The sequence below is a fragment of the Motilimonas thetidivivens genome, from assembly GCF_046452435.1.
GTDB lineage: Bacteria > Pseudomonadota > Gammaproteobacteria > Enterobacterales > CBDFNC01 > Motilimonas.
The window spans coordinates 1-23554 of record NZ_JBKFDK010000020.1 but is presented as its reverse complement, the minus strand read 5'-3'; the positions used below and the strand labels follow the sequence as shown (position 1 = coordinate 23554).

Sequence of the window (23554 nt, the reverse complement as noted above, 5' to 3'; positions counted from 1 at the left end):
CTATAATCGAGCCCATTTCCTGAAAAACATTGAGAGTGATGCCCAGTACCATGTTGGATTATTCGGAAAAAGACATACGAAATAGCTTTGGCACCCCGACCTTTGATCGCGGCCAAAAAGTGTTCACCGATGGCTTGGTACAAAAGTGCAAATATAGCCCTGAATTAGATAAGCTCATTGGTAGCCTCACAGGGACAGATAAAGACGTCACCTACAGTACCAATGTCGAAGTAAAAGCCAGCAATCAACCCGGTAAGCTGATTATTCGCAGTCAATGCTCCTGTCCCGTGGGATGGAACTGTAAGCATGCGGTTGCTTTACTGCTCGCTTACCAAAAGCAATTAGAGCCAGCGGATCCCTATCAGCTTTGGTTTAGCCAACTGCCACAGCAATTTCAGCAAAGCCAAACAAGTACCGACACCAGCAAAGAAAAAGCGATTTATTGTTTATCCAACAACAAAGATGGCCAGATACAGGTTGAGGTTGGCGCGGCGAAACCGCTGCGAGACGGCAGCTTCGGCGCATTCAGCAGCAAACGGCTAGAAGAGTTAGTAAATGATTACTCTTGGTCTGATTCTTGGCTAACCGACTTTGATAAAAATTTAGTGCGCTTGTTACTGTTGAAAGAGAACGACAAGTACAATCTTAAAAGCACCCTGATCTGCACCGAAAATGACGCCCTTGCCTTACAACGCATGTTAACCTCAGGTCGCTGTTTTTGGCAAAGTACGGCCTACCCTTTACAGCTAGGCTCAGTCTTACCTCTCAACTTATCATGGCAACAGCAGCAACAGCATTACCACCTAGCCATTGAGCTCGAAGGGGTTGATGAGCCATGGCAATTACTGCCGACGCCGCAGCCATGGTACCTCATTCCTGGCGCTTTAATCGCAGGGCCAATAGACAGTGAGCTAGATGGGCAATTGTTGCAAGCGCTACAAAACTTACCTGAGCTTGGTGAGCAGCAAGCAAGACACTTTACTCAAGAATTACTGATTAATTTCTCTGAAGATGCGATTCCCGCTCCAGTGCAGCTGCCAAAAATAGAAATAGATGCCCCATTAACGCCGGTACTTAGCGTCAGTAAAGGCACGCTAGAAACGGGACAAACTAGCCTAATAGCCGAGTTTTGGTTTAAATATGGCGATGTGAAGCTATGCCCCAATGTGGTGTATTTAGAACGACAAACGCGCTTTAGTCTCAATGGTCATAGCTACCACATCAAGCGTCAGCATGAACAAGAGCAGCTAGCATGGCAACAATACCAAAGCCTGCAATTAAAGCCGGCCAATCAACATTTACTGGCCGGTCGTTTAGACAAGCAAGTACTGCAAGGCTTTTTGCATAGCAACAACAAAGTCAGCCAAGAAGAACTTTGGCTTGGTTTTAAACTATTACATGGCGAGCGCTTAACCCAGCTGGGTTGGCAGCTCAACTTTGCCGATAACATCGATCTGTCTGCACAGCCAATTCAAGGCATGAATGTAGAGATAGACGAAAGTAACCAATGGTTTGATATCGGTCTGACCATAGAAGTAGAAGGCCGCAACGTGCCTTTACTGCCGATGTTATTAGAGTGGTTGCAGCGCCATACCGACTGGAAATCGCAACAAGATGATCTGATTTTACCGCAAAAAAATGGGGCTATGCTCACCATTAAGCGTAAATCGATAGAGCCCATTCTGGCGATTTTAGAAGAGCTAACCAACCAAGACAGCCAAACGTTAAGGCTTCCTAACAGTCATGCCGCGGTGTTAGCCCAGCTACCTGATATCAATCATTGGGTAGGCGGCGAACATGTGAAAAAATTAGCCCAAAAACTGGCTAACTTTTCAGGTATCCAAGAGGTCGCCCCTTCAGATAACCTAAAAGCCACCCTGCGCGGCTACCAACAAGATGGCTTAAACTGGCTAAACTTTTTGTTTGAGTACGGGTTTGGCGGCATTTTGGCCGATGACATGGGTCTAGGTAAAACCGTGCAAGCCTTAGCCTTTTTGCAACACCGCAAAGACATAGGTCAGCTTAATAAACCCGCTTTGGTTATTTGCCCAACCAGCTTGGTTGGTAACTGGGAAGCAGAGGCGAAAAAGTTCACCCCTAACCTAACCACCCTTAGGTTACATGGCCCAGAGCGTAAGTCACTGTTTAAAGAAATCAATAATCACGACATCGTGATTTCAACCTACCCGTTATTAGTACGAGATAGTGAAGAGCTCGCCCCATTTGAGTTTAGCGAGTTGATTCTGGATGAAGCACAGGTCATTAAGAATCCCACCGCAAAAATGACCCAAACGGTGAAGAAATTGCATACCGATCATCGTTTATGCTTAACCGGTACCCCGATGGAAAACCATCTTGGTGAGCTTTGGTCTATTTACGATTTTCTCATGCCGGGCTTTTTAGGTAACTTAAGCGCATTTAATAAGCACTATCGAACGCCCATAGAGAAAGAGGGTGACTTACAAACCAAACAAAGGTTAAAACAAAAGATTGCCCCTTTCCTATTGCGTCGAACCAAAGACCAAGTGGCAAAAGAATTACCGCCGAAAACAGAAATAACCCATTTAATAGAGATGCCACCCGAGCAACGCACCTTGTATGAGAGCATTCGTGTGACCATGGAATCGCGCGTGCAAGGCTTATTGGCCAGCAAAGGGTTAGCTCGCAGTCGGATTGAGTTTTTAGATGCCTTACTAAAAATGCGCCAAGCTTGTTGTGATCCGAAATTAGTAAAACTCGAACAAGCGCAAAAGATCAGCCAGTCGGCTAAGTTGGATTTCTTGATGGAAATCGTGCCGGAAATGCTCGAAGAAGGCCGCCGCATTTTGATATTTTCACAATTTGCGCAAATGCTGGGGTTAATTGAAAACCAGTTTAAAAACGCCAATATTCCTTACACTAAGCTAACAGGGCAAACCCAAAAGCGCGCCGAAGTTATCGACTCGTTTCAAAATGGCGATGTGCCGGTTTTCTTGATTTCACTAAAAGCAGGTGGCGTGGGGTTAAACCTAACCGCTGCTGATACCGTAATACATTATGATCCTTGGTGGAATCCGGCAGCCGAAAACCAAGCCACCGACCGAGCTTACCGTATTGGCCAAGATAAACCGGTATTTGTATACAAGCTCATCTGTGAGAAAACCGTTGAAGAAAGAGTTCTAAAACTACAACAGCAAAAACAACAACTTGCTGATGCTGTTTACGGTGAGAAAGAGGCAGAGCAACAAATTTTGACCGATAGTGAACAATTACTGAAGCTTTTTGAATCTATGTAGCAATAACATAATGCGCTGCGCGCTATAGTTAGTTAACCACGCGCGCAGTGCATTTTTTGGAGGGATTATGGAGCTGAGCCAAATCAAAGGTGTCATTTTTGATTTAGATGGTACCTTAGTCGACTCGAAACTCGACTTTGACCAACTACGTCTTGATTTACGCTTTCCTGCCAATACCCCCATCTTAGAACACCTAGAGACCTTGCAATGCCCACAGCAAATAGCCCGTGCGCAACAGCATATTTATCAACATGAAATGGCTGGCGCGAAAGCAGCCCAAGCCATCGCAGGGGTAGCCGAATTATTGCAAACCTTAGAGCAATTAGCCTTACCCGTCGCCATTCTCACCCGTAACATGCGCGATGCTAGTTTCTATGTTCTCAATAAATTTGCCTTAAACATTCCACTCGTGCTCACCCGTGAAGACTGTAAGGCCAAGCCCGATCCCGAAGGCATTCATATCATCGCCAAACAATGGGGGCTCGCTCATGATGAACTTTTATATGTCGGGGATTATTGGTTTGATATAGAGGTCGCTAGAAATGCCAAGGTCTGGTCTTGCTTGTATGATCCGGACCTCAATAAACATTATCGCGATCAAGCCGATTGGGTGTATCAAAGTGTGTTTGAGCTGACAGATGCCTTTCGCCATGCTCATAACCTACAGCTAAAACAGACTACTCCTTGCAGCTAAGCTTTGATTAGTCGTTTAAGATATTACCGTAGCTAGGTAATAGCTAAGGTAATAGCTTGCGCCACCACACACTGGCTTTAAGGATATCTTTTTGCAGTTGCTCAGCAATCGGCGTGGACTTGATGGCTATGGCTTTTTTGATGTAGGCAAGCGCCCGCTTATGTTCACCCAAGGCATGTAATACCTGCGCCATACGCAGATATAAGTGCGCGTCATTACTGTTGCCCGAGAGTAATTGCTCATAAAAGCCCAAGGCTTGCTGCCATAGCTTTTGCTGCTGAGCTATCACCCCCATTTGCCAAATCACTTGTTCCCAACGACGTGAGCTATGGGCGTTTTCTTCGGCGCGTTTGCCCCAGATGGCAACTTGTGCCAAATCGCCCGTTTCAGCCCAATATGTGAGAGCGCTGCGACAGGCCCAATAATCATCAGGGCTAATTTTAATCAGCTCTTTTAATTTACTGGCGGCTAATTCCATTTGCTCGGCGCGCACTAGATAGTTGATTTCGATGGCTCGGACTGCAGGGATACTGTCATTAACGAGTTTGGCTGATTCAATCCAATGAGAGATAGCATTCGACACCTCATTACTCATTTTTGTTTCAAAGTGACTGGCAGCCAATAACACAGCGGCAGCACCGGCTTTACCGTAACAACCATTAGGCATCACAATAAACAAATTCATCGCACGATATAGGGTTTCAGGATCATCTCGATAGCCATCGAGCAAATCAAGCGCAGCCTGAAATTCACGCTGCAGCATTTGTGTCCAGGATTGCGTCGTTGGCCAATCCGCATTTTGTGCAATGCGCTCTAAAATAACAAAAGTGGAATCCATTCGCCCAACGCTCCTAATGTGAATACCATCCCCCACTCACCTCAAGCCAAATCATCCTTGGCAAAGTCACGGGCTAGGATCTAACAAGTTATTTAGGCTTGTTGTAGATATAATTATGTTGCCAAAATCAGGGGGTGAGAGCTTAAAACCCTATTTCATCCAGAATTTTAGCTCAATTAGACGCGCATTCCAATTTAAGCATGTCAGGAAAAAACCGTCTTTTGCCTTATTTGAGCCAATTAACGCTGCATTTTAAGCGAAAAAAAAGCCCATTGAGGGCTTTCTACAGGGTTACGATTGCTTAGCTTTTCGCTTTTGCCTTGAGCGCAGAAGAACGAGAAAACTCTTGGATCTTCTTGTTGATTTCACGGCGCTCTTTAGACAATTCAGCACCTTTAATAATGTGGTCATCAACACGATCTTCGTAATCAGCTTTCATGTTCTCAACAATTTCAATGATTTCCTGTTGAGTCATCTCTGGGCGAATGTAATCAAGTAGATTATCTAATAGGTCAACACGCTTACGGTTATCACGAACCTTGCTGTCATTATCTAGTATTTCACGCTTTAGCTTATTCTTACGACGTGTGTTTTTTACTAATTCTAATACGTTACTCATTTGTTACCTCATCAAGCAAAACACGGTCACCTACCTTAACGAATGCAAAGCAAGTATATCCTCAAACTACCCAAGCTTCTCGGGTGCATCTAGGTCAATTAGAACACAATTTGCCTAACAACATGTTAGAGCCAAATCAATATATCACTTTTTGTCGGCCACAATAACAACAAAAGACCGCTCGGTTACTCTTATGCCAACCGACTTATGCGCCGTCAAAATATCTAGGTTTTCCCTTATAGATATAATTAATAGCTGACGTAAAATCACCTTATCAAACTAACCAAGCCGGTCTAGGCAAGGTTAGGCTGTTCAAGTACTACTTCCTTTTTTAGCCGGCTCTCCCTGCCGGCTTTTTTTTGCCTGAATGAAGAACAAACAAGCTGGTGGCCCATTAGCTAAAGTGTCTCCCAAAACGTTGCACGATAACCAAAACCAGCTTGCCTGTTCAAAACAAAAGCGACAAACAAGATCCTATATTTAAGAAAGAATCGTTTATATCGATAAAACAATCCATCCTAATAAATAAACACCCGCGGCTAATTTCTAAAAATCAATTAAAACGATAAAACGCTCAAAGCAAGACAATATAAAATAACGAGAATATTTATATTAAATATAAAAAAACTATAAATAACAAGTACTACAACATGATACTCCAAATGGTTACAAACAAAAGAGCATAATGAATAGCTGGAAAAACTAATTTAAAAAATATGGTCAACGAATCTCTGCTGCAGCGAAGCAAAGTTAAGTCATCACCCATTATTGATGGACGATTTATCGGCACTTCGAATAAGTAAATGTTACTTGTTTGAAGGTTTTGCTCAAATATTTTACCCTCATGCGTCGCCCTAGGGCTCTAAGCGGTAAACCATAAGCCGTCGTCACTCGTTATCAACTAAACGAAAAAGTAGTTGTGAGTATGGCTGACATCAGCACTATGCTCAGGCTTATAATCAAAGAAAAATCATGAAAGATTTGATTTGAGTCATCATCGACCACTCAATTCAGCTTAGAATGCGAAGCTCACTGTAAGCAGTGCAACTATTGGGGATTAACCGTGTTTTATACTCGATTCAATACAACTGCGGGAGAAATGCTCGCATTTAGTGAACAGGATAAACTAACCGGATTGTATTTTAGTCGGCAGAAAAAGCTGCCCTACTTGCCTCATTATCAGCAACTGGCTCAATCATCTAACGCACTTGAATACGCCCTATTTGCAGAAACTCGCAACCAGCTTGAAGCTTATTTTAACGGTGAACTGCAACAGTTTACGCTTCCCTTAGCGCCACATGGCAGTGATTTTCAATGCCAAGTTTGGCAGCAACTCAGCAAAATCCCCTACGGCAGCACTGTCACCTATAAATGGATGGCAGACCAACTAGCCAAACCCAAAGCGGTGCGAGCTATCGCTCAAGCCATTGGCAAAAATCCCCTTATCATTTGCACCCCTTGTCATCGTGTCATCGCAACATCAGGCAAATTAGCGGGATATTCCGCTGGACTGGATATAAAAGAATATTTGCTAAAGCTAGAAGGTGTTTTGTAGAATATTGTTTCACATTTCTATTCTGAATAAGCACTAGCAGAAACTAAATGAACGTGTGTTTGCTCTAACAAATCACAAAAAAGGCACTTACTTTTAAACAAATCAATAGTTTATGATAAGTTAGTGAACAACAATTCAACGTCATACTGGGTACATAAACTGGGTAAATAAGTTGCAAGATTGCTGTTGCTATATAGTATTGCTGTTACAAGGTAGTGAAAAAAGAGAAGCAATACATACCAGAGTGAACCATGATGCAGCCTTATTCATAGTAAACTCATACACATGTTAAATTTAATCTATAGGTTAGTGATATGAAAGTGGTTGATTTTCTAAAACAGAAAAAAGAAATTCTGGCACAAAATCCGTTCGAGCTAAAAGACTGGCTATCACCCACTATCCGAGACTATTGGATTGAGTTTCTCAATAAAGCCCACAATAGCCAATTAGTTAACTGGGCAAGAGAGCATCAGCTGATCTCCAACGATACGACTAGCACCACAGATAAAACCATCGAGCTACACCCTAAAGCCGAAGCGGTATTAGAGCAGCTATCACAACAATTAGGTGAAGAAATTCATGTGGGTCCTTGGTTTGATATAACGCAAAAGACCATAGATGACTTTGCTCATGTCACTCAAGACTATCAATGGATCCACACAGATCCCGCTCGAGCAGAAGAGCAATCGCCGTTTAAGACAACCATAGCCCATGGTTTCTTGACCCTTTCACTATTGCCTGTGCTTACCGAAAGTGTAGATAGCAATAATCCACGCTATCCAACAGCGAAAATGACGGTAAATTATGGCTTAAACCAAGTTCGCTTCCCTTACCCCGTCAAAGTTGGTAGTCGGATCCGAGCGCGTACCCGACTTTGCAAAGTAAACCCGATTAAACGCGGTCTTGAGCTAGTTAAAGAAATTTCTGTCGAGATAGAAGGCTGTCGCCGTCCTGCTTGTGTGACTGAATCAGTGGTTCGTTTATATTTCTAAATTGGATAAGCCTGTCTAAAGTGACAGGCTTATTACTGTGCTCACCTAAGCTCTCTTCTTCATTAACCAACGGTCAACACTAATCGAGCCCGCTCCCCACAACACGCAGATGAGCAGCATCAAGCCCCAAAGTTGATGATCGTAAAAGCCACCAGGCCAAAGCGTGGGATATGAAATAACGGCAATAATATTAAACCCAAAAAGCGCTAACGCGGTTAATCGACTAAATAGACCTATCACCAACAACACAGGCAAGATCAACTCAGCCGCAGTGCCTAAATAAGCCGCCCAGAGCCAAGGTAATAACGGCACTTGATATTCATACTCAAATAAATACAAGGTGCTATCCCAACTATTAAACTTGATCATACCTGAGCGAAAAAATAGCCAACACACCCATAGACGTATCAGTAGCAAAATCACAGGGATCAGGTATTGCTCAATGGCACTAATGATTTGATCGTATCTCTGTATCACAACATGCATGTTAAACCTCCTTACAAGCAAAGCGATTAAGCACGCCTTGCTGAATAAACTGTTGTAAATAAGCACTCGGATCCAGTGCCATGACTTGATTAATATCCCCTAAGCTCATACCTTGCTGACAAGCAGACAAAAACTGATACCCTAAGGCATCAAGCGAATGTAACTGTACGGTAAAGTCAGGCCGTTTTTGCAACAACACATATGCTGGCCGATGATAATCAAATGGCTCCACCTGTTGCTGTTGTAACATGTGATAAATTTCACTGATGGCATAGTCACTGGCCATTAAGCTAAATTGCGGAGCCAATTGAAAAGCAAGATCGCCGTAGCAACTCTCTGTGACCTTCGCCAGTGTCGTAAAAGGAAACAGAGTCTCATCTACCTCGGCATTACAAGTTTGCTCTAATCGCCATTCCAAGCCCGCAAAATCGGCCAAATAAGGTAAGGAAGTCAGCTGTTCGACATTTGCTAGCCAAGGAGCAAAGCCCTCACCGTACTCAATAATATTGCCACTGGCTGGTGGATTTTGCCGGATCCATTGACGAGCTAATTGTTTGAAGCAAGCTTCGCCGATAAGCTGCTGGGTATATTGATACGTCACTTGTAATGCATCACAACAACTGACGAGAAAATTGTTTTGGTAAATCTGCAGAACTTGCTGAGCAGCTAATGTGTGATCAGCAATGTGCTGGGTAACAATTAACTCTTGGCCACACAAAGAGGCAGCAAAAGCCCGCTGTAATTCACTGAGAGGAATCGAGTCTGAATTAGCCAAGTTGCCTCCTGATTGCCAGTGCTTTTTGCTGTTCTTCTAACAGCACCGCCAAAGGGGGAATATCCGTATCCCATTCGATTAACGTCACCACATCGGGATCCAACTTGAGATAACTTAGATACAAATCCCACACCGCATCGCTCACTCGACTGCCATGGGTATCGATGAGAATGTCACCGCTAGCTAAGGTCTTGCGAGTAAAGCCCGCTAGGTGGATCTCCGCCACAGCACCATGATTGAGTGCAGCAATATATTCATTGCAATCAAAGCCAAGATTAACCGAACAAACATAAATATTATTTAAATCAATAAGTAAACCACAACCTGTGATAGCAACTAATTGATTTAACACTTCCCACTCGGTCAACTCTGCGTGACTAAATTGTAAATAGGCCGAAGGATTTTCGATTAAGATCTGTCTCCCTAAGGCCTGCTGTACTTGATCAACACGCTTGGCAAAATGCAGCAACATTTCCTGTGTATAAGGTAGGGGTAACAGATCATTAAAATACTGACCATCAATGGATCCCCAACTTAAATGTTCAGAAACAAACGCTGGACTATATTCATCGATTAACGACTTTAACTGGGTTAAATGCTTATTTGATAAGGGATCCTTACTACCCAATGACAAACCAACACCATGGCAACTTAAGCTATAGTGTTGGGCTAATTGATCAAGATATGCACGGTTGCGACTATGTGGATTAAAATAGTTCTCACTGTGGATCTCAAGCAAAGCCAACGCTGGACGTTGCGTTAAGAGTTGCGCAAAATGGGGATGGCGTAAACCAATGCCAACCCCTGACGCTATTTTGGCATGAGTCATTATTCTTTTGGCGTTAAACTGCCACCAGCCAGTCTCTCGCACAACCCTTTAGGTAACGCAATAAACGCATCAGCTTGATTATCAACTGTGGACGTTCCTGCACAAGAAGTGGTTTTCGTAGCGCAATCGTTTTGCCCAGCTTTAGCTACGCCGTAACACTTTTCCTTCTCGGCAGCCATCGCTGGACTCGCCACCATACTGGCACCTAAAGCCAACACACCAGAAATCGCCGAGGCCAATACAATATTCGATTTTTGCATAACATTATCCTTAGTCAGTGAATCGTTATAGCCTCTAAACCTAGTGACTATATTCAATTAACAAAACCGGAGAACAAGGATAAAAATTTCAAGAAAAGGAAAAATACTACTTATCTAATACGACTTAGCTAAGGTTTAACCAAGGTAGCTAAAATATTTTTACTAATAAAATCAGATAATTGGCTATTATTAAATGGCTTTCTAAAGGTGCCAATTAAATTAACGTGGAGTAATTTCAATAAGGTTTGGGTTGATTCGAGTGTCGTGATATCCATACCAGAAATAACGATAACGGGGAGATTGCTACAACATTTTGACTTGGCGACTTTTTCCATATGGCTAATACCCGGGATCTTAGGCAAAGAGATGTCTGCAATCACTAAGCATACTTCACTTAGTTGTTCATCTGTTGGCTCCACATCACAGCTAATCGCTTCTAGTTCAAGTTTACGGAGCAACCTCACCAGCATTCGCACTATCAGCTCATCATCTTCTATTATCAGTACTTTACTCATAATCCAACGGCAAAGATAAAGTTCTTTCCGTAACTATAATCCATTGTGATAGATTTAGCCTCTTACAGCAGGAGGTAATTTATGGCTACAATTCATTTACTGGTTGGCACAACCATGGGGGCATCGGAATACATAGCTGATGCATTAGTACCTTATATAGAAGAAGCGGGATTTAACTCGCAGATCCATAACCCAGCCGATCTAGCAGAGCTGCCCTATGACGCAGAACAAATTTGGTTAGTAGTCACTTCAACCCATGGAGCGGGCGACTACCCTGAATCGATCGTCGAATTTGCTCAGCAACTAGCAGAGCAGCAGCCAAACTTACGTGGCCTGCCTTATGCCGTGATTGCGTTAGGTGATTCTAGTTACGATACCTTTTGTGAAGCAGGGTTAAAAATGGATAGTCAATTACAACAACTCGGGGCTGTTCAAACTGCGGAGCCATTGAAAATCGATATTCAGGAATACCCGATCCCTGAAGACGCAGCAGAACAGTGGATCCCACAATGGCTTCAGCAACTAAAATAAACGGTTAAACCATAGTGCAGTCGATCTGGGTGGGAGCGAAAGCAATTGACTCCCATCTAGCTTCCCCCCATTTTGCTATTCAAAACCAGCCTAATCACAACCGATTCTAAGCCAAGTGGGTAAAAATAAGTTATACCCAACCCCCTAAATCAAACTTTATTCTGTGTATAACTATAAATCTAAACTCTTATTAACCATTAGTTATCCTATTAACACATTCACAACCCATCACCCTTGTGGATAACTACCTCAGTTGATCTCAGGCTATACCGGCTACGATCCCACAGTGTCCACACCCAATGATCTCACTTAAGATCTTGATCTGATGATCAATAAATCGCTTATCCACTGATCTTGTGAGATCTAATATATAGATCTAATAAGAAAGATCTTTAAAGATCTATATATATTTATTTAGATCCAAAGGGATTTTTTTAATGATCATTTGATCCTTCTCCCCAGCACGAAATACGGTTAGAATGCGCGGCTGTTTGTTAGATCTATGCTGCTTTATTGAGGATTTATGAATTACCACGAGTATTTTGATGTGATCGTTGTTGGTGGTGGCCATGCAGGTACCGAAGCCGCTGCTGCTGCTGCTCGAATGGGACAAAACACCCTATTACTCACACACAATGTTGATACCCTTGGCCAAATGTCATGTAATCCAGCGATCGGTGGGATCGGTAAAGGCCATTTAGTCAAAGAGATCGATGCCTTAGGTGGGATCATGGCTCAAGCAACGGATCTTGCCGGTATTCAATTTCGCACCCTTAATTCCAGTAAAGGCCCAGCAGTTCGAGCAACCCGAGCTCAAGCGGATCGCGCGCTGTACAAGGCCGCGGTTAGAAGTAAATTAGAAAACCAACCCAACCTAAAGATCTTCCAGCAAGCTTGTGATGATCTGATCGTTGAGAATGATCGGGTGGTGGGTGTGGTGACCCAAATGGGCTTAAAGATCAAAGCCAAATCTGTGGTTTTAACCGTAGGTACTTTCCTAAATGGCTTGATCCACATAGGGTTAGCAAATCACAGTGGTGGACGAGCAGGTGATCCACCATCGATCGCGTTAGCCCATCGTTTACGCGAATTACCTTTGCGTATCGATCGCTTAAAAACCGGTACCCCACCGCGTATCGATGCTAGAAGCGTCGATTTTTCAGCTTTGCAAGTTCAAGCTGGTGATAACCCTACTCCGGTTTTTTCATTTTTAGGATCGCGTCAAGATCATCCGACTCAGATTCCTTGTTACATCACGCATACCAATGAGCGTACTCATGATGTGATCCGTAATAACTTAGATCGCAGCCCAATGTACTCAGGGGTGATTGAAGGTGTTGGCCCACGTTACTGTCCTTCGATTGAAGACAAGGTGATGCGCTTTGCTGATAAATCATCCCATCAGATCTTTATTGAGCCAGAAGGCTTAACAACACATGAACTTTATCCAAATGGTATTTCAACTAGTTTGCCATTTGATGTCCAAGTTGAAATCGTTCGTTCAATGAAAGGCTTTGAAAATGCGCATATTACCCGTCCTGGTTATGCCATTGAGTATGATTACTTCGATCCTCGCGATCTCAAACAAACCTTTGAAAATAAATTTATTCAAGGCTTGTTCTTTGCTGGCCAAATTAACGGCACAACAGGTTATGAAGAAGCAGGTGCGCAAGGCTTGATTGCGGGCATGAACGCGGCGCTATTTGCACAAGATAAAGCCGGTTGGAGCCCAGAGCGAGATCAAGCTTACATTGGCGTATTGATCGACGATCTTTCAACCTTAGGCACCAAAGAGCCTTACCGTATGTTTACTAGCCGCGCCGAATATCGTTTGCTGCTACGTGAAGATAACGCTGATATCCGTTTAACCGCTAAGGGCCGTGAGTTAGGTTTAGTGGATGATATCCGCTGGCAAGCTTTCAACGAAAAATTAGAGCTGATCGAAACCGAGCGTCAGCGTTTGAAATCAACTTGGGCGCACACAGGATCTAATTATTTAGACCAACTTAATACCAAGTTGAAGAATCCACTAACACGTGAACACTCGTTAGAAGAATTATTGCGCCGTCCTGAACTGAGCTACGATTCCTTGATGGAAATTGAAGCGTTAGGGCCAAAACTTGAGCATACTCAGGCCGCTGAACAAGTTGAAATCCAAATCAAATATCAAGGTTACATTGAGCGTCAGCAAGAAGAAATTAACCGTCAAAAACGTAATGAGAACACCTTGATCCCAGCCGATTTTGATTATTCAAATATTTCAGGGCTGTCAAATGAGGTTAAAGCAAAATTGGCCGATGCCCGTCCAGAAACCGTGGGTAAAGCCTCTCGTATTTCAGGAATAACCCCTGCAGCGGTATCGATCTTACTTATTCATCTTAAAAAGCTAGGTCTGCTTCGTAAAGTTAGCTAAGAAGGATTGCTTGTGTTAGAACAAAAACTGGACGCTTTGATTAAAAAGACTGATTTATCGGTGCCCGATCAACAAAAATCGCAGTTGATTGGCTTGGTCAACTTGCTGCACAAGTGGAACAAGGCGTACAATCTGACTTCAGTGCGTAACCCTGAAGATATGTTGGTTAAACATATTCTCGATAGCATCGTTGTTAGTCCGTATTTACAAGGACAACGTTTTATTGATGTGGGAACTGGACCTGGTTTGCCAGGCTTGCCGTTAGCGATAATGAATCCCGACAAAGAATTTGTGTTGTTGGATAGCTTAGGCAAGCGTATTCGGTTTATCCGTCAGGTTTTACTCGAACTGGGGATTAAAAATGTCACCCCAGTGCAAAGTCGAGTAGAAGAATTTCAAGATGAGATTGGATTTGATGGGGTGTTAAGTCGTGCGTTCGCATCTCTACACGACATGCTAAACTGGTGTCCCCATTTACCCTCACAGCAAGGTGTTTTCATCGCATTAAAAGGGGTTTTACCCGAAGATGAAATCGCTAGCTTACCATCCGACTTTGAATTAGTGGCTACGCACAAATTAACGGTTCCAGAGTTAGAAGGCCAACGCCATCTGGTTTTGATTAAAAAAGTGTAACGCCTGCTACGGCAAGCTGTTCTATAGGGAACATCGTGGGAAAAATAATAGCGATAGCCAACCAAAAAGGTGGCGTGGGGAAAACCACTACATGTGTGAACCTCGCGGCTTCCATGGCGGCAACCAAACGTAAAATCTTAGTTATTGATCTCGATCCTCAGGGGAACGCCACGATGGGGAGTGGCGTAGATAAATATAACGTCGATGCCACGGCTTATGATGTTCTTATTGATGAAATGCCCATTTCTCAAGCCGTGGTGAAAGAAACCACGGGGGGTTATCACCTGATTGCGGCTAATGGCGATGTAACTGCGGCTGAAATCCGGCTAATGGATTGTTTCGCAAGAGAAACTCGCCTACGCAGTATGCTTGAAGCCGAAGCGCATCTTTACGATTATATTTTCATCGACTGCCCACCTTCGTTAAACATGCTCACCGTGAATGCATTATCGGCAGCCGATTCTGTGCTGGTGCCAATGCAATGTGAATACTATGCCTTGGAAGGCTTAACTGCTTTGGTTGATACCATTAGCAAGTTAGCTGCGGTGATCAACGCTAAGTTAAAGATCGAGGGGATCTTGCGTACCATGTACGATCCGCGTAACCGTCTTTCTGCTGATGTGTCGGATCAGTTGAAGCAACATTTTGGTGAGAAAGTCTATCGCACCGTGATCCCACGTAACGTACGACTTGCAGAAGCGCCAAGTTTTGGTGCTCCTGCCATGTATTATGATAAGGGCTCAAATGGTGCTAAGGCATATTTAGCCTTGGCTGGCGAAATGTTACGTCGTGAAGAGCAACAACAAACTCAACCTGCACACGCTTAGAGACTGGATATGAATCTGCCAAGAAAAAGAGGCCTAGGTAAAGGCTTAGACGCTTTATTGGGTACCAGTGCTGCAGCACGTCAAGCGCAAGTAGAAGCGGATATTAGTCGTGAAAATGCCCAGCATCGCGCAACCGAATTAAAAGGTGACTTACAAGAACTGAGTGTTAAGGCATTACGCTCTGGCAAATACCAACCGCGTAAAGATATGTCACCTGATGCCTTGGAAGAGTTAGCTAACTCGATCCGTGTTCAAGGTATTATTCAGCCTATCGTAGTTCGTAAATTGGCCGAGCAAGATTATGAAATCATTGCCGGGGAGCGTCGTTGGCGAGCTGCTAAACAGGTTGGTTTAGACACGGTTCCTTGTGTTATCAAAGATGTTTCAGATGAAGCTACCGTGGCCATCGCTCTGATTGAGAATATTCAACGTGAAGATCTTAATGCGATGGAAGAAGCCGTTGCCCTGCAACGTTTAATGCAAGAGTTTCAGCTTACCCATCAGGAAGTTGCCAAGGCCGTGGGGAAATCGCGTACCTCTGTAACAAATTTACTTCGCCTTAACAGCTTGAATGAAGATGTGAAAACCATGTTAGAGCATGGTGATCTGGATATGGGTCATGCGCGTGCCTTGTTAGCTGTCTCTGGTGAGTTACAGTCCGAATTAGCCAAACAAGTTGTTGCAAAAGAGTTGACGGTTCGTGATACCGAAAAATTAATCAAACAGCAATCGGTTATTAACTCGGAAAAACCGAAAAAAGAAGCTGATCCCACCCTAATTTCTATAGAATCAAAGCTTTCTAACTTTCTTGGTTCGCAAGTGTCTATAAAACAAGGGAAAAAAGGCGCTGGTAAATTGGTGATCGATTATCAATCAGGGGCCGAACTAGACGATATTTTAAACAAATTTATGCCTTAACACGACCTAATGTCGTGTAAAACGGGGCTTTTACAAAGCAATCCCCTTTTTGTGAAGTCCCGTCACTTTCTTTTCCTGCAAAACCCTTGTAATCAATGCTTTCCCGAGTTGCATTGTGCCACTTTCCAAGTATAATTTGTGGCGTTTTTTGTACAGTTGAATAAATTCATTATCCTAGTGTTAATAATTCATTCACAAACAATAAACTAAGCTGGGAGAACTAAGTGTCTGGAAAGTTAGTAGCTCAAGGCCGCAAGGCTGCGCTGAAGCATATTGGCTTTCAGGCATTGTTGGTGTTAGCGGTAACACTTATCTGTGGCGTGATTTGGAATCTTCATGCAGCCTGGTCTGCATTGGTAGGTGGCGCCATTTACATAGTTCCGAACCTGATTTTTGTTTGGCTTGCTTTTGCGTTTGCTGGGGCAAGACAATCAAGAAGCGTGGTAATGAGCTTGTACCTAGGAGAAGTGGTAAAGCTAGTTCTAACCATTGTGATGCTAGCCATCGCATTAGCGTGGATGAAGTTAGATATTTTGTCGCTTTATTTGGCTTTTGCCGTGGCATTGGTGGCGCAATGGAGTATTCCTTTCTTTTTTAACAATAACAGCGGGATGAAAAATGGCTGCTCAAGGTGAAGAACTAACCGTACAAGGTTATATTCAACATCACCTGACTAATGCGACTATGTGTACTACCGAAAACGGTATTTCATTTAATTACGCATGTCAGGATGCTGGATTCTGGACTTGGCACATTGACTCTCTCCTGTTCGCAGTAGGCTTAGGTGTTCTATTCTTGTGGGCTTTCTACAAGGTAGGAAAAAAAGCAACATCGGGTGTTCCAGGCAAGTTTCAATGTTTTGTTGAAATCCTGGTAGAGTTTGTTGACGGTGTGGTTAGGGATTCGTTCCATGGCCGTAATGCGTTAATTGCTCCTTTAGGTCTGACTATTTTCGTCTGGGTTTTCCTGATGAACTTAATGGACTTAGTGCCTGTTGACTTTGTACCTCATGCTGCCGTTCTAATGGGTATTCCTTACCTTAAAATTGTACCTACGACTGACTTAAACATGACTCTTGGTTTATCTTTGAGCGTATTTGCGTTGATCGTTTACTACAGCATTAAGGTCAAAGGTGTGTCTGGCTTTGTTAAAGAGCTGACATTACAACCCTTTAATCATTGGGCGCTGATTCCGGTTAACTTTGTATTGGAAACAGTAACCTTGATTGCGAAGCCTATTTCACTAGCGCTTCGTTTGTTCGGTAACCTGTATGCAGGTGAGTTGATATTTATACTTATCGCCGCACTACTACCTTGGTGGGCTCAATGGTCTATGTCATTACCATGGGCTATCTTCCATATTTTAGTAATTGTGCTACAGGCGTTTATTTTCATGATGCTGACGATTGTATATCTCAGTATGGCGCATGAAGATCACTAGATTTTTTTAAATATTTTTACCAAAAAGTTTTATTCAAACGGAGAAAAAAATGGAAACTGTAATCGGCTTTACTGCTATCGCTGTTGCAATCATGATCGGTCTGGCTGCACTAGGTACTGCAATCGGCTTCGCAATCTTAGGTGGTAAGTTCCTAGAAGCTTCTGCTCGTCAACCTGAGCTAGCACCTGCACTACAAACTAAAATGTTCATCGTAGCTGGTCTACTTGATGCGATCTCTATGATTGCTGTGGGTGTTGCACTGTTCTTCGTATTCGCAAACCCATTCCTAGGTCAACTTGGCTAATATTAGTTTCCTTAATTAAGGAGGTGTGTCGTTATGAGTATTAACGCTACCCTACTAGGCCAAGCGATCTCGTTCGCATTATTTGTATGGTTCTGCATGAAGTTCGTGTGGCCACCATTGATGAATGCGATTGAAGAGCGTCAGAAGAAAATTGCTGATGGTCTAGCCGACGCGAGTCGTGCAGAAAAAGCCCTTGATCTTGCGCAAGCAAAAGCTGGTGACCAGCTAAAACAAGCAAAAGAGCAAGCAGCAGAAATTATTGATGCAGCGAACAAGCGTAAAAATCAAATTGTCGATGAAGCTAAAAAAGAAGCAGAAGCTGAGCGTGCGAAAATTATCGCCCAAGGCCAAGCGGAAGTTGAAGCTGAGCGCAACCGTGCGAAAGAAGAACTTCGTAAACAACTTGCGATTCTTGCTATTGCTGGTGCTGAGAAAATCATCGAGCGTTCTGTTGATGAAGCGGCAAATGCCGACATCGTTGACAAACTTGTAGCTGAACTTTAAGGGAGTGGGGCTTTATGTCTGAATTGACAACCATTGCTCGCCCCTATGCTAAAGCAGCTTTCGATTTTGCCGTTGAAAAAGGTAACACCGAAGCTTGGGCTGAGATGCTATTTTTTGCTGCCGAGGTAGCAAAAAATGACAGTATCGCTCAGCTGCTACATGGTGATAGAGCCGGCGCTGAATTGACCGAGATATTTGTTAGTATCTGTGAAGGTCAACTTGACGAGAATGGCCTGAACCTGATCAAGGTGATGGCAGAAAATGGACGCTTGAGTGTTTTACCTTTAGTTAACGATATGTATTTGGCACTGGTTGCTGAATATAACCAAGAAGTTGAAGCCAATGTGGTTTCTTCTGTTGAGTTAACTAAAGACCAAGAAGCCAAAATTGTGGCTTCGTTGGAAAAACGTCTCGCACGCAAAGTGAAGCTGAATTGTAGTGTCGACAAGTCACTCATAGGTGGTGTTGTCATCACTGCTGGCGACTTGGTTATTGATGGTTCTGTACGCGGTAAACTAAACCGCTTAGCAGACTCACTGCAATCCTAACGGGGAATGAGCATGCAACTGAATTCCACAGAAATCAGTGATCTGATCAAACAGCGTATTGAAAACTTCAACGTTGTTAGTGAAGCTCGAAACGAAGGTACTATCGTATCAGTAAGTGACGGTATCCTTCGTATTAATGGCCTTGCTGACTGTATGCAAGGTGAAATGATCGAACTGCCAAACGGCAACTATGCGATTGCGTTAAACTTAGAACGTGATTCGGTAGGTGCGGTTGTAATGGGTCCTTACCAGGATCTAGCAGAAGGTCAAAAAGTTAAATCTACTGGTCGTATCCTTGAAGTACCAGTAGGTAAAGGTCTACTAGGTCGTGTTGTTAACACCCTAGGTGAGCCAATCGATGGTAAAGGCCCAATTGAAAACGACGGTTACTCTCCTGTTGAAGTGATTGCACCAGGCGTAATCGACCGTAAATCAGTTGACCAACCAGTGCAAACTGGTATGAAAGCTATCGACTCGATGATTCCAATCGGTCGTGGTCAACGTGAGCTTATCATCGGTGACCGTCAAACGGGTAAAACGGCGATTGCTATCGATGCAATCATCAACCAGAAAGATTCTGGTATTTACTCTATCTACGTTGCTATCGGCCAGAAAGCGTCGACTATTGCTAACGTAGTACGCAAATTAGAAGAGCACGGCGCGTTAGCAAACACTATCGTGGTTGTAGCATCAGCTTCAGAAGCGGCAGCACTGCAATACCTAGCACCTTACTCAGGTTGTTCTATGGGTGAGTACTTCCGTGACCGTGGTGAAGATGCACTGATTGTGTATGATGACCTTTCTAAGCAAGCTGTTGCTTATCGTCAAATTTCTCTATTGCTTAAGCGTCCACCAGGTCGTGAAGCATACCCAGGTGACGTTTTCTACCTTCACTCACGTCTACTAGAGCGTGCTGCTCGTGTTAGTGAGCACTACGTAGAGACTTTCACTAAAGGTGAAGTGAAAGGTAAAACAGGTTCTTTAACCGCATTACCTATCATCGAAACCCAAGCGGGTGACGTTTCTGCATTCGTACCGACAAACGTAATCTCGATTACCGATGGTCAAATCTTCTTAACGACTGAACTGTTTAACAGCGGTATCCGTCCAGCGGTTGATCCAGGTATCTCGGTATCTCGTGTTGGTGGTAGTGCACAAACTAAACTGGTTAAAAAGCTATCTGGCGGTATCCGTACTGCACTAGCTCAGTACCGTGAATTAGCAGCGTTTGCTCAGTTTGCATCTGACCTAGATGAAGCGACACGTAAGCAGCTTGACCATGGTCAAAAAGTAACCGAGTTAATGAAGCAGCATCAATATGCGCCTATGTCTATCGTAGAACAGGCATTAGCATTATTTGCAGCTGAAAAAGGTTTCTTACGCGATGTAGAGCTAAATAAAGTGCTAGATTTTGAATCTGCACTGCTTTCATACGCTAAAAACGAGCACGGCGATTTCATTGCAGCTCTTAATGAATCAGGTGATTACAGCGGTGAAATTGAAGCTAAGCTAACAAGCATTTTAGAAAGCTTCAAATCAACTCAAACCTGGTAAAAGCTGAACTGCATGGCAGTCAGTATTTAATCATATAGGAGTTACAAAATGGCCGGCGCTAAAGAAATACGTAACAAGATCGCGAGTGTTAAAAACACTCAAAAGATCACTAGCGCCATGGAGATGGTTGCGGCATCTAAGATGCGACGTGCACAAGAACGCATGTCTAGCAGCCGTCCTTATGCCGAAACAATGCGCAAAGTGATCGGTCACATCGCACTTGGTAAGTTGGAATACCAACACCCTTACTTAGAAGAAAGGGAAGCCAAGCGCGTTGGCTACATTATCGTATCAACCGATCGTGGCTTATGTGGTGGTTTAAACATTAACTTGTTTAAGCAAGCCCTTAAAGGCATGAAAGATTGGCGTGAAAAGAATGTTGAAATTGACATTGCTGTTATCGGCAACAAAGCAACTTCTTTTTTCAACAGTAATGGCGGTAATGTAGTAGCACAGGCAGGTGGATTGGGCGATAGCCCTTCAGTTAATGATCTTATCGGTTCGGTTCAAGTAATGTTGAAAGCCTACGATGAGGGCAAACTGGATCGTCTGTACGTGGTGTACAACAAGTTTGTTAATACCATGGTGCAACAGCCAACAATCGATCAGTTACTACCTTTGCCAAAAGCTGAAGATGATGCAGAGCTAAGCAAACACAGTTGGGATTACATTTATGAGCCAGCACCTAAGTCTATTTTAGACACCTTGCTGAATCGTTATGTTGAATCTCAAGTCTATCAAGGTGTGGTTGAAAACCTCGCTTGTGAGCAGGCTGCCCGTAGGGTAGCAATGAAAGCCGCAACCGATAACGCCACCGACTTGATCGAAGATCTACAACTGGTTGCTAACAAAGCGCGTCAAGCCGCCATTACTCAGGAGCTTTCTGAGATTTGTGGTGGTGCTGCAGCTGTTTAAGCAAGGTTTAATGAAGGTTTTAGAGGAATTGACATGAGTACTGGTAAAATCGTCCAGATTATCGGTGCTGTTGTGGACATCGAGTTTCCACAAGACAGCGTACCAAAAGTGTACGAAGCACTGAAAGTCACAAGCGAAAGTCAACACCAAGGCCTTGTGATGGAAGTTCAACAGCAAATCGGTGGCGGCGTTGTTCGTGCTATTGCTATGGGTGCTTCAGAAGGTCTAAAACGTGGTTTAGAAGTAGTCAATACAGGAGCTGCAATCTCAGTTCCAGTAGGTACTGCAACTCTAGGTCGCATCATGAACGTACTAGGTGAGCCAATCGATGAAGAAGGCCCTATTGCGACAGAAGAAAAATACGAAATTCACCGTGCTGCTCCTTCGTACGAAGAGCAATCAAACAGCACCGAACTACTTGAAGTAGGTATCAAAGTAATCGACTTGATTTGTCCATTCGCTAAGGGTGGTAAAATCGGTCTATTCGGTGGTGCGGGTGTTGGTAAGACCGTTAACATGATGGAACTTATCAACAACATCGCGGTACAACACTCTGGTCTATCTGTATTCGCAGGTGTTGGTGAGCGTACTCGTGAGGGTAACGATTTCTACTACGAAATGCAGGAAGCTGGTGTTGTTAACATCGAGAAGCCTGAAGAATCAAAAGTAGCGATGGTTTACGGTCAGATGAACGAGCCACCAGGTAACCGTCTACGTGTTGCACTAACGGGTCTAACCATGGCTGAGAAGTTCCGTGACGAAGGTCGTGACGTACTACTTTTCGTAGATAACATCTACCGTTACACCCTAGCGGGTACTGAGGTATCAGCACTACTTGGTCGTATGCCTTCTGCGGTAGGTTACCAGCCAACGCTTGCTGAAGAGATGGGTGTACTACAAGAGCGTATTACATCAACTAAGACTGGTTCGATCACGTCTATCCAAGCGGTATACGTACCTGCGGATGACTTAACGGATCCATCTCCAGCAACAACGTTTGCTCACTTAGATGCAACAGTTGTATTGTCTCGTAACATCGCGTCGCTAGGTCTATACCCAGCTATCGATCCACTAGACTCTACTTCTCGTCAGCTAGACCCACTTGTTGTTGGTCAAGAGCATTACGATGTAGCACGTGGTGTGCAAGGTATCCTTCAGCGTTACAAAGAGCTAAAAGATATCATTGCTATCCTAGGTATGGATGAGCTATCTGAAGAAGATAAGCTAATCGTTGCCCGTGCACGTAAAATCGAGAAGTTCCTAACGCAAGAGTACCATGTAGCAGAAGTATTTACGGGCAACCCAGGTTGTTACGTACCACTTAAAGAAACACTACGTGGCTTTAAAGGTCTACTAGCTGGGGATTACGATGATATCCCTGAGCAAGCTTTCCTTTACGCGAGCGACATCGATTCTGTGCTGGAAAAAGCTAAGAACCTGTAATTAGCAGGAGAGTGTTATGAGTAATCAAATGACCACGCATCTAGACGTTGTGAGTGCTGAAAAACAAATTTTCAGCGGTCGCGTAGAGTCTATTCAGGTTTCGGGTGCAGAAGGTGAGCTAGGTATTTTACCTGGCCATACACCATTACTGACTCCGATTAAACCGGGTATGGTGCGTCTGGTTAAACAACACGGTCACGAAGAAGTGTTTTACGTTTCGGGTGGTATCCTTGAGGTACAACCAGGTGGCGTAACCGTTCTGGCTGACACAGCTATCCGTGGTGAAGACCTGGATCAAGCTAAAGCAGAAGAAGCGAAACTTGCGGCGGAAAGTAAAATTAGTTCATCTCACGGTGATGTTGATTTTGCTCGCGCGTCAGCTGAGCTACAAAAAGCGATTGCGAAGCTTCGCGTTATTGAACTAACAAGAAACGTTAGACGCAAATAACAAACTGCATAGTGCATAAAAGGCGACCAGTTGGTCGCCTTTTTTATGCGCGAGACATTCGGTGTAAAACATTAGGCTTTTAGAAAGCGTAAATGGCGATTAGTTAACCGCATTGTATGTGTTTTATACAAATAGGCAGAAAGTGTGAAAAACTTCAAAAAAAGCCTTGCGCCAAAAACGAATCTCCCTATAATGCGCATCCACTGACACGGCGCAGCGCCTAGCGAAACGCAGTGTT

The 23554-nt window shown here is 43.7% G+C and carries 25 protein-coding genes; 18 read left to right on the top strand and 7 right to left on the bottom strand.

The genetic code is table 11. The features are described 5' to 3' along the window. Positions 1 to 50: 50 nt before the first annotated feature. Complete coding sequence (locus tag ACK8OT_RS14335; RefSeq protein WP_410197211.1) at positions 51 to 3275, top strand: DEAD/DEAH box helicase; 3225 nt, start codon at positions 51 to 53, stop codon at positions 3273 to 3275. A gap of 67 nt (positions 3276 to 3342) precedes the next feature. Then, positions 3343 to 3969 carry an HAD family hydrolase gene (locus ACK8OT_RS14330; RefSeq protein WP_410197210.1) on the top strand — a complete coding sequence of 209 codons (627 nt, stop codon included), beginning with the start codon at positions 3343 to 3345 and terminating at the stop codon, positions 3967 to 3969. Between the two features lie 43 nt (positions 3970 to 4012). Here the strand turns inward: ACK8OT_RS14330 and ACK8OT_RS14325 are convergent, their stop codons facing one another. Together ACK8OT_RS14325 and ACK8OT_RS14320 are read right to left on the bottom strand one after the other, a co-directional pair. Continuing rightward, complete coding sequence (locus ACK8OT_RS14325) at positions 4013 to 4807, bottom strand: tetratricopeptide repeat protein (protein ID WP_410197209.1); 795 nt, start codon at positions 4805 to 4807, stop codon at positions 4013 to 4015. Between the two features lie 301 nt (positions 4808 to 5108). After that, entirely contained in the window at positions 5109 to 5426 is a 318-nt protein-coding gene (locus tag ACK8OT_RS14320) for a DUF496 family protein (protein ID WP_410197208.1), read from the bottom strand. 1063 nt (positions 5427 to 6489) lie between these two features. Between ACK8OT_RS14320 and ACK8OT_RS14315 the strand changes: the two genes are divergently transcribed. Then, positions 6490 to 6981 (top strand): methylated-DNA--[protein]-cysteine S-methyltransferase, encoded by a 492-nt coding sequence (locus tag ACK8OT_RS14315; protein ID WP_410197207.1) that lies wholly within the window; start codon positions 6490 to 6492, stop codon positions 6979 to 6981. A gap of 314 nt (positions 6982 to 7295) precedes the next feature. Next, on the top strand, positions 7296 to 7973 hold the full coding sequence (locus ACK8OT_RS14310; protein WP_410197206.1) for a MaoC family dehydratase: 678 nt from the start codon (positions 7296 to 7298) through the stop codon (positions 7971 to 7973). A gap of 45 nt (positions 7974 to 8018) precedes the next feature. On the opposite strand, the gene ACK8OT_RS14305 is transcribed toward ACK8OT_RS14310, so the two are convergent. The 5 genes from ACK8OT_RS14305 to ACK8OT_RS14285 all read right to left on the bottom strand — a co-directional run bounded on the left by ACK8OT_RS14305 (position 8019) and on the right by ACK8OT_RS14285 (position 10838). After that, the gene (locus tag ACK8OT_RS14305; RefSeq protein ID WP_410197205.1) at positions 8019 to 8459 is read right to left on the bottom strand and encodes a DoxX family protein; all 441 of its coding nucleotides are present in this window, start codon (positions 8457 to 8459) and stop codon (positions 8019 to 8021) included. A gap of 1 nt (position 8460) precedes the next feature. Next, complete coding sequence (locus ACK8OT_RS14300; protein ID WP_410197204.1) at positions 8461 to 9234, bottom strand: HvfC/BufC family peptide modification chaperone; 774 nt, start codon at positions 9232 to 9234, stop codon at positions 8461 to 8463. Further along, positions 9227 to 10063: an MNIO family bufferin maturase gene (gene bufB / locus ACK8OT_RS14295; protein ID WP_410197203.1), complete on the bottom strand. Its 837-nt coding sequence runs from the start codon at positions 10061 to 10063 to the stop codon at positions 9227 to 9229. Before bufB ends, ACK8OT_RS14300 begins: the two co-directional genes overlap by 8 nt. Then, the gene (locus ACK8OT_RS14290; RefSeq protein WP_410197202.1) at positions 10063 to 10323 is read right to left on the bottom strand and encodes a BufA1 family periplasmic bufferin-type metallophore; all 261 of its coding nucleotides are present in this window, start codon (positions 10321 to 10323) and stop codon (positions 10063 to 10065) included. Before ACK8OT_RS14290 ends, bufB begins: the two co-directional genes overlap by 1 nt. Positions 10324 to 10451: 128 nt before the next feature. Continuing rightward, positions 10452 to 10838, bottom strand: a complete 387-nt coding sequence (locus ACK8OT_RS14285; protein WP_410197201.1) for a response regulator — start codon at positions 10836 to 10838, stop codon at positions 10452 to 10454. A gap of 81 nt (positions 10839 to 10919) precedes the next feature. Between ACK8OT_RS14285 and mioC the strand changes: the two genes are divergently transcribed. From mioC to ACK8OT_RS14215, 14 genes are all read left to right on the top strand, one after another. Next, a complete protein-coding gene (gene mioC, locus ACK8OT_RS14280; RefSeq protein WP_410197200.1) occupies positions 10920 to 11369 on the top strand; it encodes an FMN-binding protein MioC in 450 nt (149 codons plus the stop codon). 523 nt (positions 11370 to 11892) lie between these two features. Continuing rightward, positions 11893 to 13782: a tRNA uridine-5-carboxymethylaminomethyl(34) synthesis enzyme MnmG gene (gene mnmG / locus ACK8OT_RS14275; RefSeq protein WP_410197199.1), complete on the top strand. Its 1890-nt coding sequence runs from the start codon at positions 11893 to 11895 to the stop codon at positions 13780 to 13782. A gap of 12 nt (positions 13783 to 13794) precedes the next feature. Further along, positions 13795 to 14415, top strand: a complete 621-nt coding sequence (gene rsmG / locus ACK8OT_RS14270) for a 16S rRNA (guanine(527)-N(7))-methyltransferase RsmG (protein WP_410197198.1) — start codon at positions 13795 to 13797, stop codon at positions 14413 to 14415. Positions 14416 to 14450: 35 nt separating this feature from the next. Beyond that, positions 14451 to 15242, top strand: coding sequence for a ParA family protein (locus ACK8OT_RS14265; RefSeq protein ID WP_410197197.1), 792 nt, complete (start codon positions 14451 to 14453; stop codon positions 15240 to 15242). Between the two features lie 9 nt (positions 15243 to 15251). Continuing rightward, on the top strand, positions 15252 to 16160 hold the full coding sequence (locus ACK8OT_RS14260; protein ID WP_410197196.1) for a ParB/RepB/Spo0J family partition protein: 909 nt from the start codon (positions 15252 to 15254) through the stop codon (positions 16158 to 16160). 224 nt (positions 16161 to 16384) lie between these two features. Beyond that, entirely contained in the window at positions 16385 to 16795 is a 411-nt protein-coding gene (locus tag ACK8OT_RS14255; RefSeq protein WP_410197195.1) for an ATP synthase subunit I, read from the top strand. Continuing rightward, complete coding sequence (atpB, locus tag ACK8OT_RS14250) at positions 16779 to 17600, top strand: F0F1 ATP synthase subunit A (protein ID WP_410197194.1); 822 nt, start codon at positions 16779 to 16781, stop codon at positions 17598 to 17600. The genes ACK8OT_RS14255 and atpB overlap by 17 nt, the downstream gene beginning before the upstream one ends. A 49-nt stretch (positions 17601 to 17649) precedes the next feature. Continuing rightward, positions 17650 to 17904 (top strand): F0F1 ATP synthase subunit C, encoded by a 255-nt coding sequence (gene atpE, locus ACK8OT_RS14245; protein WP_119912280.1) that lies wholly within the window; start codon positions 17650 to 17652, stop codon positions 17902 to 17904. Positions 17905 to 17937: 33 nt separating this feature from the next. Continuing rightward, positions 17938 to 18408, top strand: coding sequence for a F0F1 ATP synthase subunit B (gene atpF, locus ACK8OT_RS14240; RefSeq protein WP_410197193.1), 471 nt, complete (start codon positions 17938 to 17940; stop codon positions 18406 to 18408). A 14-nt stretch (positions 18409 to 18422) separates the two neighbouring features. Further along, positions 18423 to 18956 (top strand): F0F1 ATP synthase subunit delta, encoded by a 534-nt coding sequence (atpH, locus tag ACK8OT_RS14235; RefSeq protein WP_410197192.1) that lies wholly within the window; start codon positions 18423 to 18425, stop codon positions 18954 to 18956. A gap of 12 nt (positions 18957 to 18968) precedes the next feature. After that, a complete protein-coding gene (gene atpA, locus ACK8OT_RS14230; RefSeq protein ID WP_410197191.1) occupies positions 18969 to 20510 on the top strand; it encodes a F0F1 ATP synthase subunit alpha in 1542 nt (513 codons plus the stop codon). Positions 20511 to 20558: 48 nt separating this feature from the next. Next, entirely contained in the window at positions 20559 to 21425 is an 867-nt protein-coding gene (gene atpG / locus ACK8OT_RS14225) for a F0F1 ATP synthase subunit gamma (RefSeq protein ID WP_410197190.1), read from the top strand. A gap of 33 nt (positions 21426 to 21458) precedes the next feature. Then, positions 21459 to 22868, top strand: a complete 1410-nt coding sequence (gene atpD, locus ACK8OT_RS14220) for a F0F1 ATP synthase subunit beta (protein WP_410197189.1) — start codon at positions 21459 to 21461, stop codon at positions 22866 to 22868. A gap of 16 nt (positions 22869 to 22884) precedes the next feature. Continuing rightward, a complete protein-coding gene (locus tag ACK8OT_RS14215; protein WP_410197188.1) occupies positions 22885 to 23316 on the top strand; it encodes a F0F1 ATP synthase subunit epsilon in 432 nt (143 codons plus the stop codon). Positions 23317 to 23554 lie beyond the last annotated feature (238 nt).

Bases quoted from the DNA above. Each gene is read 5' to 3' on its own strand.
- atpA (WP_410197191.1), top strand. From the start codon at position 18,969: ATGCAACTGAATTCCACAGAAATCAGTGATCTGATCAAACAGCGTATT.
- ACK8OT_RS14290 (WP_410197202.1), bottom strand. From the start codon at position 10,323: ATGCAAAAATCGAATATTGTATTGGCCTCGGCGATTTCTGGTGTGTTG.
- bufB (WP_410197203.1), bottom strand. From the start codon at position 10,063: ATGACTCATGCCAAAATAGCGTCAGGGGTTGGCATTGGTTTACGCCAT.
- ACK8OT_RS14260 (WP_410197196.1), top strand. From the start codon at position 15,252: ATGAATCTGCCAAGAAAAAGAGGCCTAGGTAAAGGCTTAGACGCTTTA.
- mnmG (WP_410197199.1), top strand. From the start codon at position 11,893: ATGAATTACCACGAGTATTTTGATGTGATCGTTGTTGGTGGTGGCCAT.
- atpE (WP_119912280.1), top strand. From the start codon at position 17,650: ATGGAAACTGTAATCGGCTTTACTGCTATCGCTGTTGCAATCATGATC.
- ACK8OT_RS14310 (WP_410197206.1), top strand. From the start codon at position 7,296: ATGAAAGTGGTTGATTTTCTAAAACAGAAAAAAGAAATTCTGGCACAA.
- ACK8OT_RS14215 (WP_410197188.1), top strand. From the start codon at position 22,885: ATGAGTAATCAAATGACCACGCATCTAGACGTTGTGAGTGCTGAAAAA.
- ACK8OT_RS14305 (WP_410197205.1), bottom strand. From the start codon at position 8,459: ATGCATGTTGTGATACAGAGATACGATCAAATCATTAGTGCCATTGAG.
- ACK8OT_RS14285 (WP_410197201.1), bottom strand. From the start codon at position 10,838: ATGAGTAAAGTACTGATAATAGAAGATGATGAGCTGATAGTGCGAATG.
- ACK8OT_RS14325 (WP_410197209.1), bottom strand. From the start codon at position 4,807: ATGGATTCCACTTTTGTTATTTTAGAGCGCATTGCACAAAATGCGGAT.
- ACK8OT_RS14335 (WP_410197211.1), top strand. From the start codon at position 51: ATGTTGGATTATTCGGAAAAAGACATACGAAATAGCTTTGGCACCCCG.
- mioC (WP_410197200.1), top strand. From the start codon at position 10,920: ATGGCTACAATTCATTTACTGGTTGGCACAACCATGGGGGCATCGGAA.
- ACK8OT_RS14330 (WP_410197210.1), top strand. From the start codon at position 3,343: ATGGAGCTGAGCCAAATCAAAGGTGTCATTTTTGATTTAGATGGTACC.
- ACK8OT_RS14320 (WP_410197208.1), bottom strand. From the start codon at position 5,426: ATGAGTAACGTATTAGAATTAGTAAAAAACACACGTCGTAAGAATAAG.
- atpD (WP_410197189.1), top strand. From the start codon at position 21,459: ATGAGTACTGGTAAAATCGTCCAGATTATCGGTGCTGTTGTGGACATC.
- atpH (WP_410197192.1), top strand. From the start codon at position 18,423: ATGTCTGAATTGACAACCATTGCTCGCCCCTATGCTAAAGCAGCTTTC.
- atpB (WP_410197194.1), top strand. From the start codon at position 16,779: ATGGCTGCTCAAGGTGAAGAACTAACCGTACAAGGTTATATTCAACAT.
- atpG (WP_410197190.1), top strand. From the start codon at position 20,559: ATGGCCGGCGCTAAAGAAATACGTAACAAGATCGCGAGTGTTAAAAAC.
- atpF (WP_410197193.1), top strand. From the start codon at position 17,938: ATGAGTATTAACGCTACCCTACTAGGCCAAGCGATCTCGTTCGCATTA.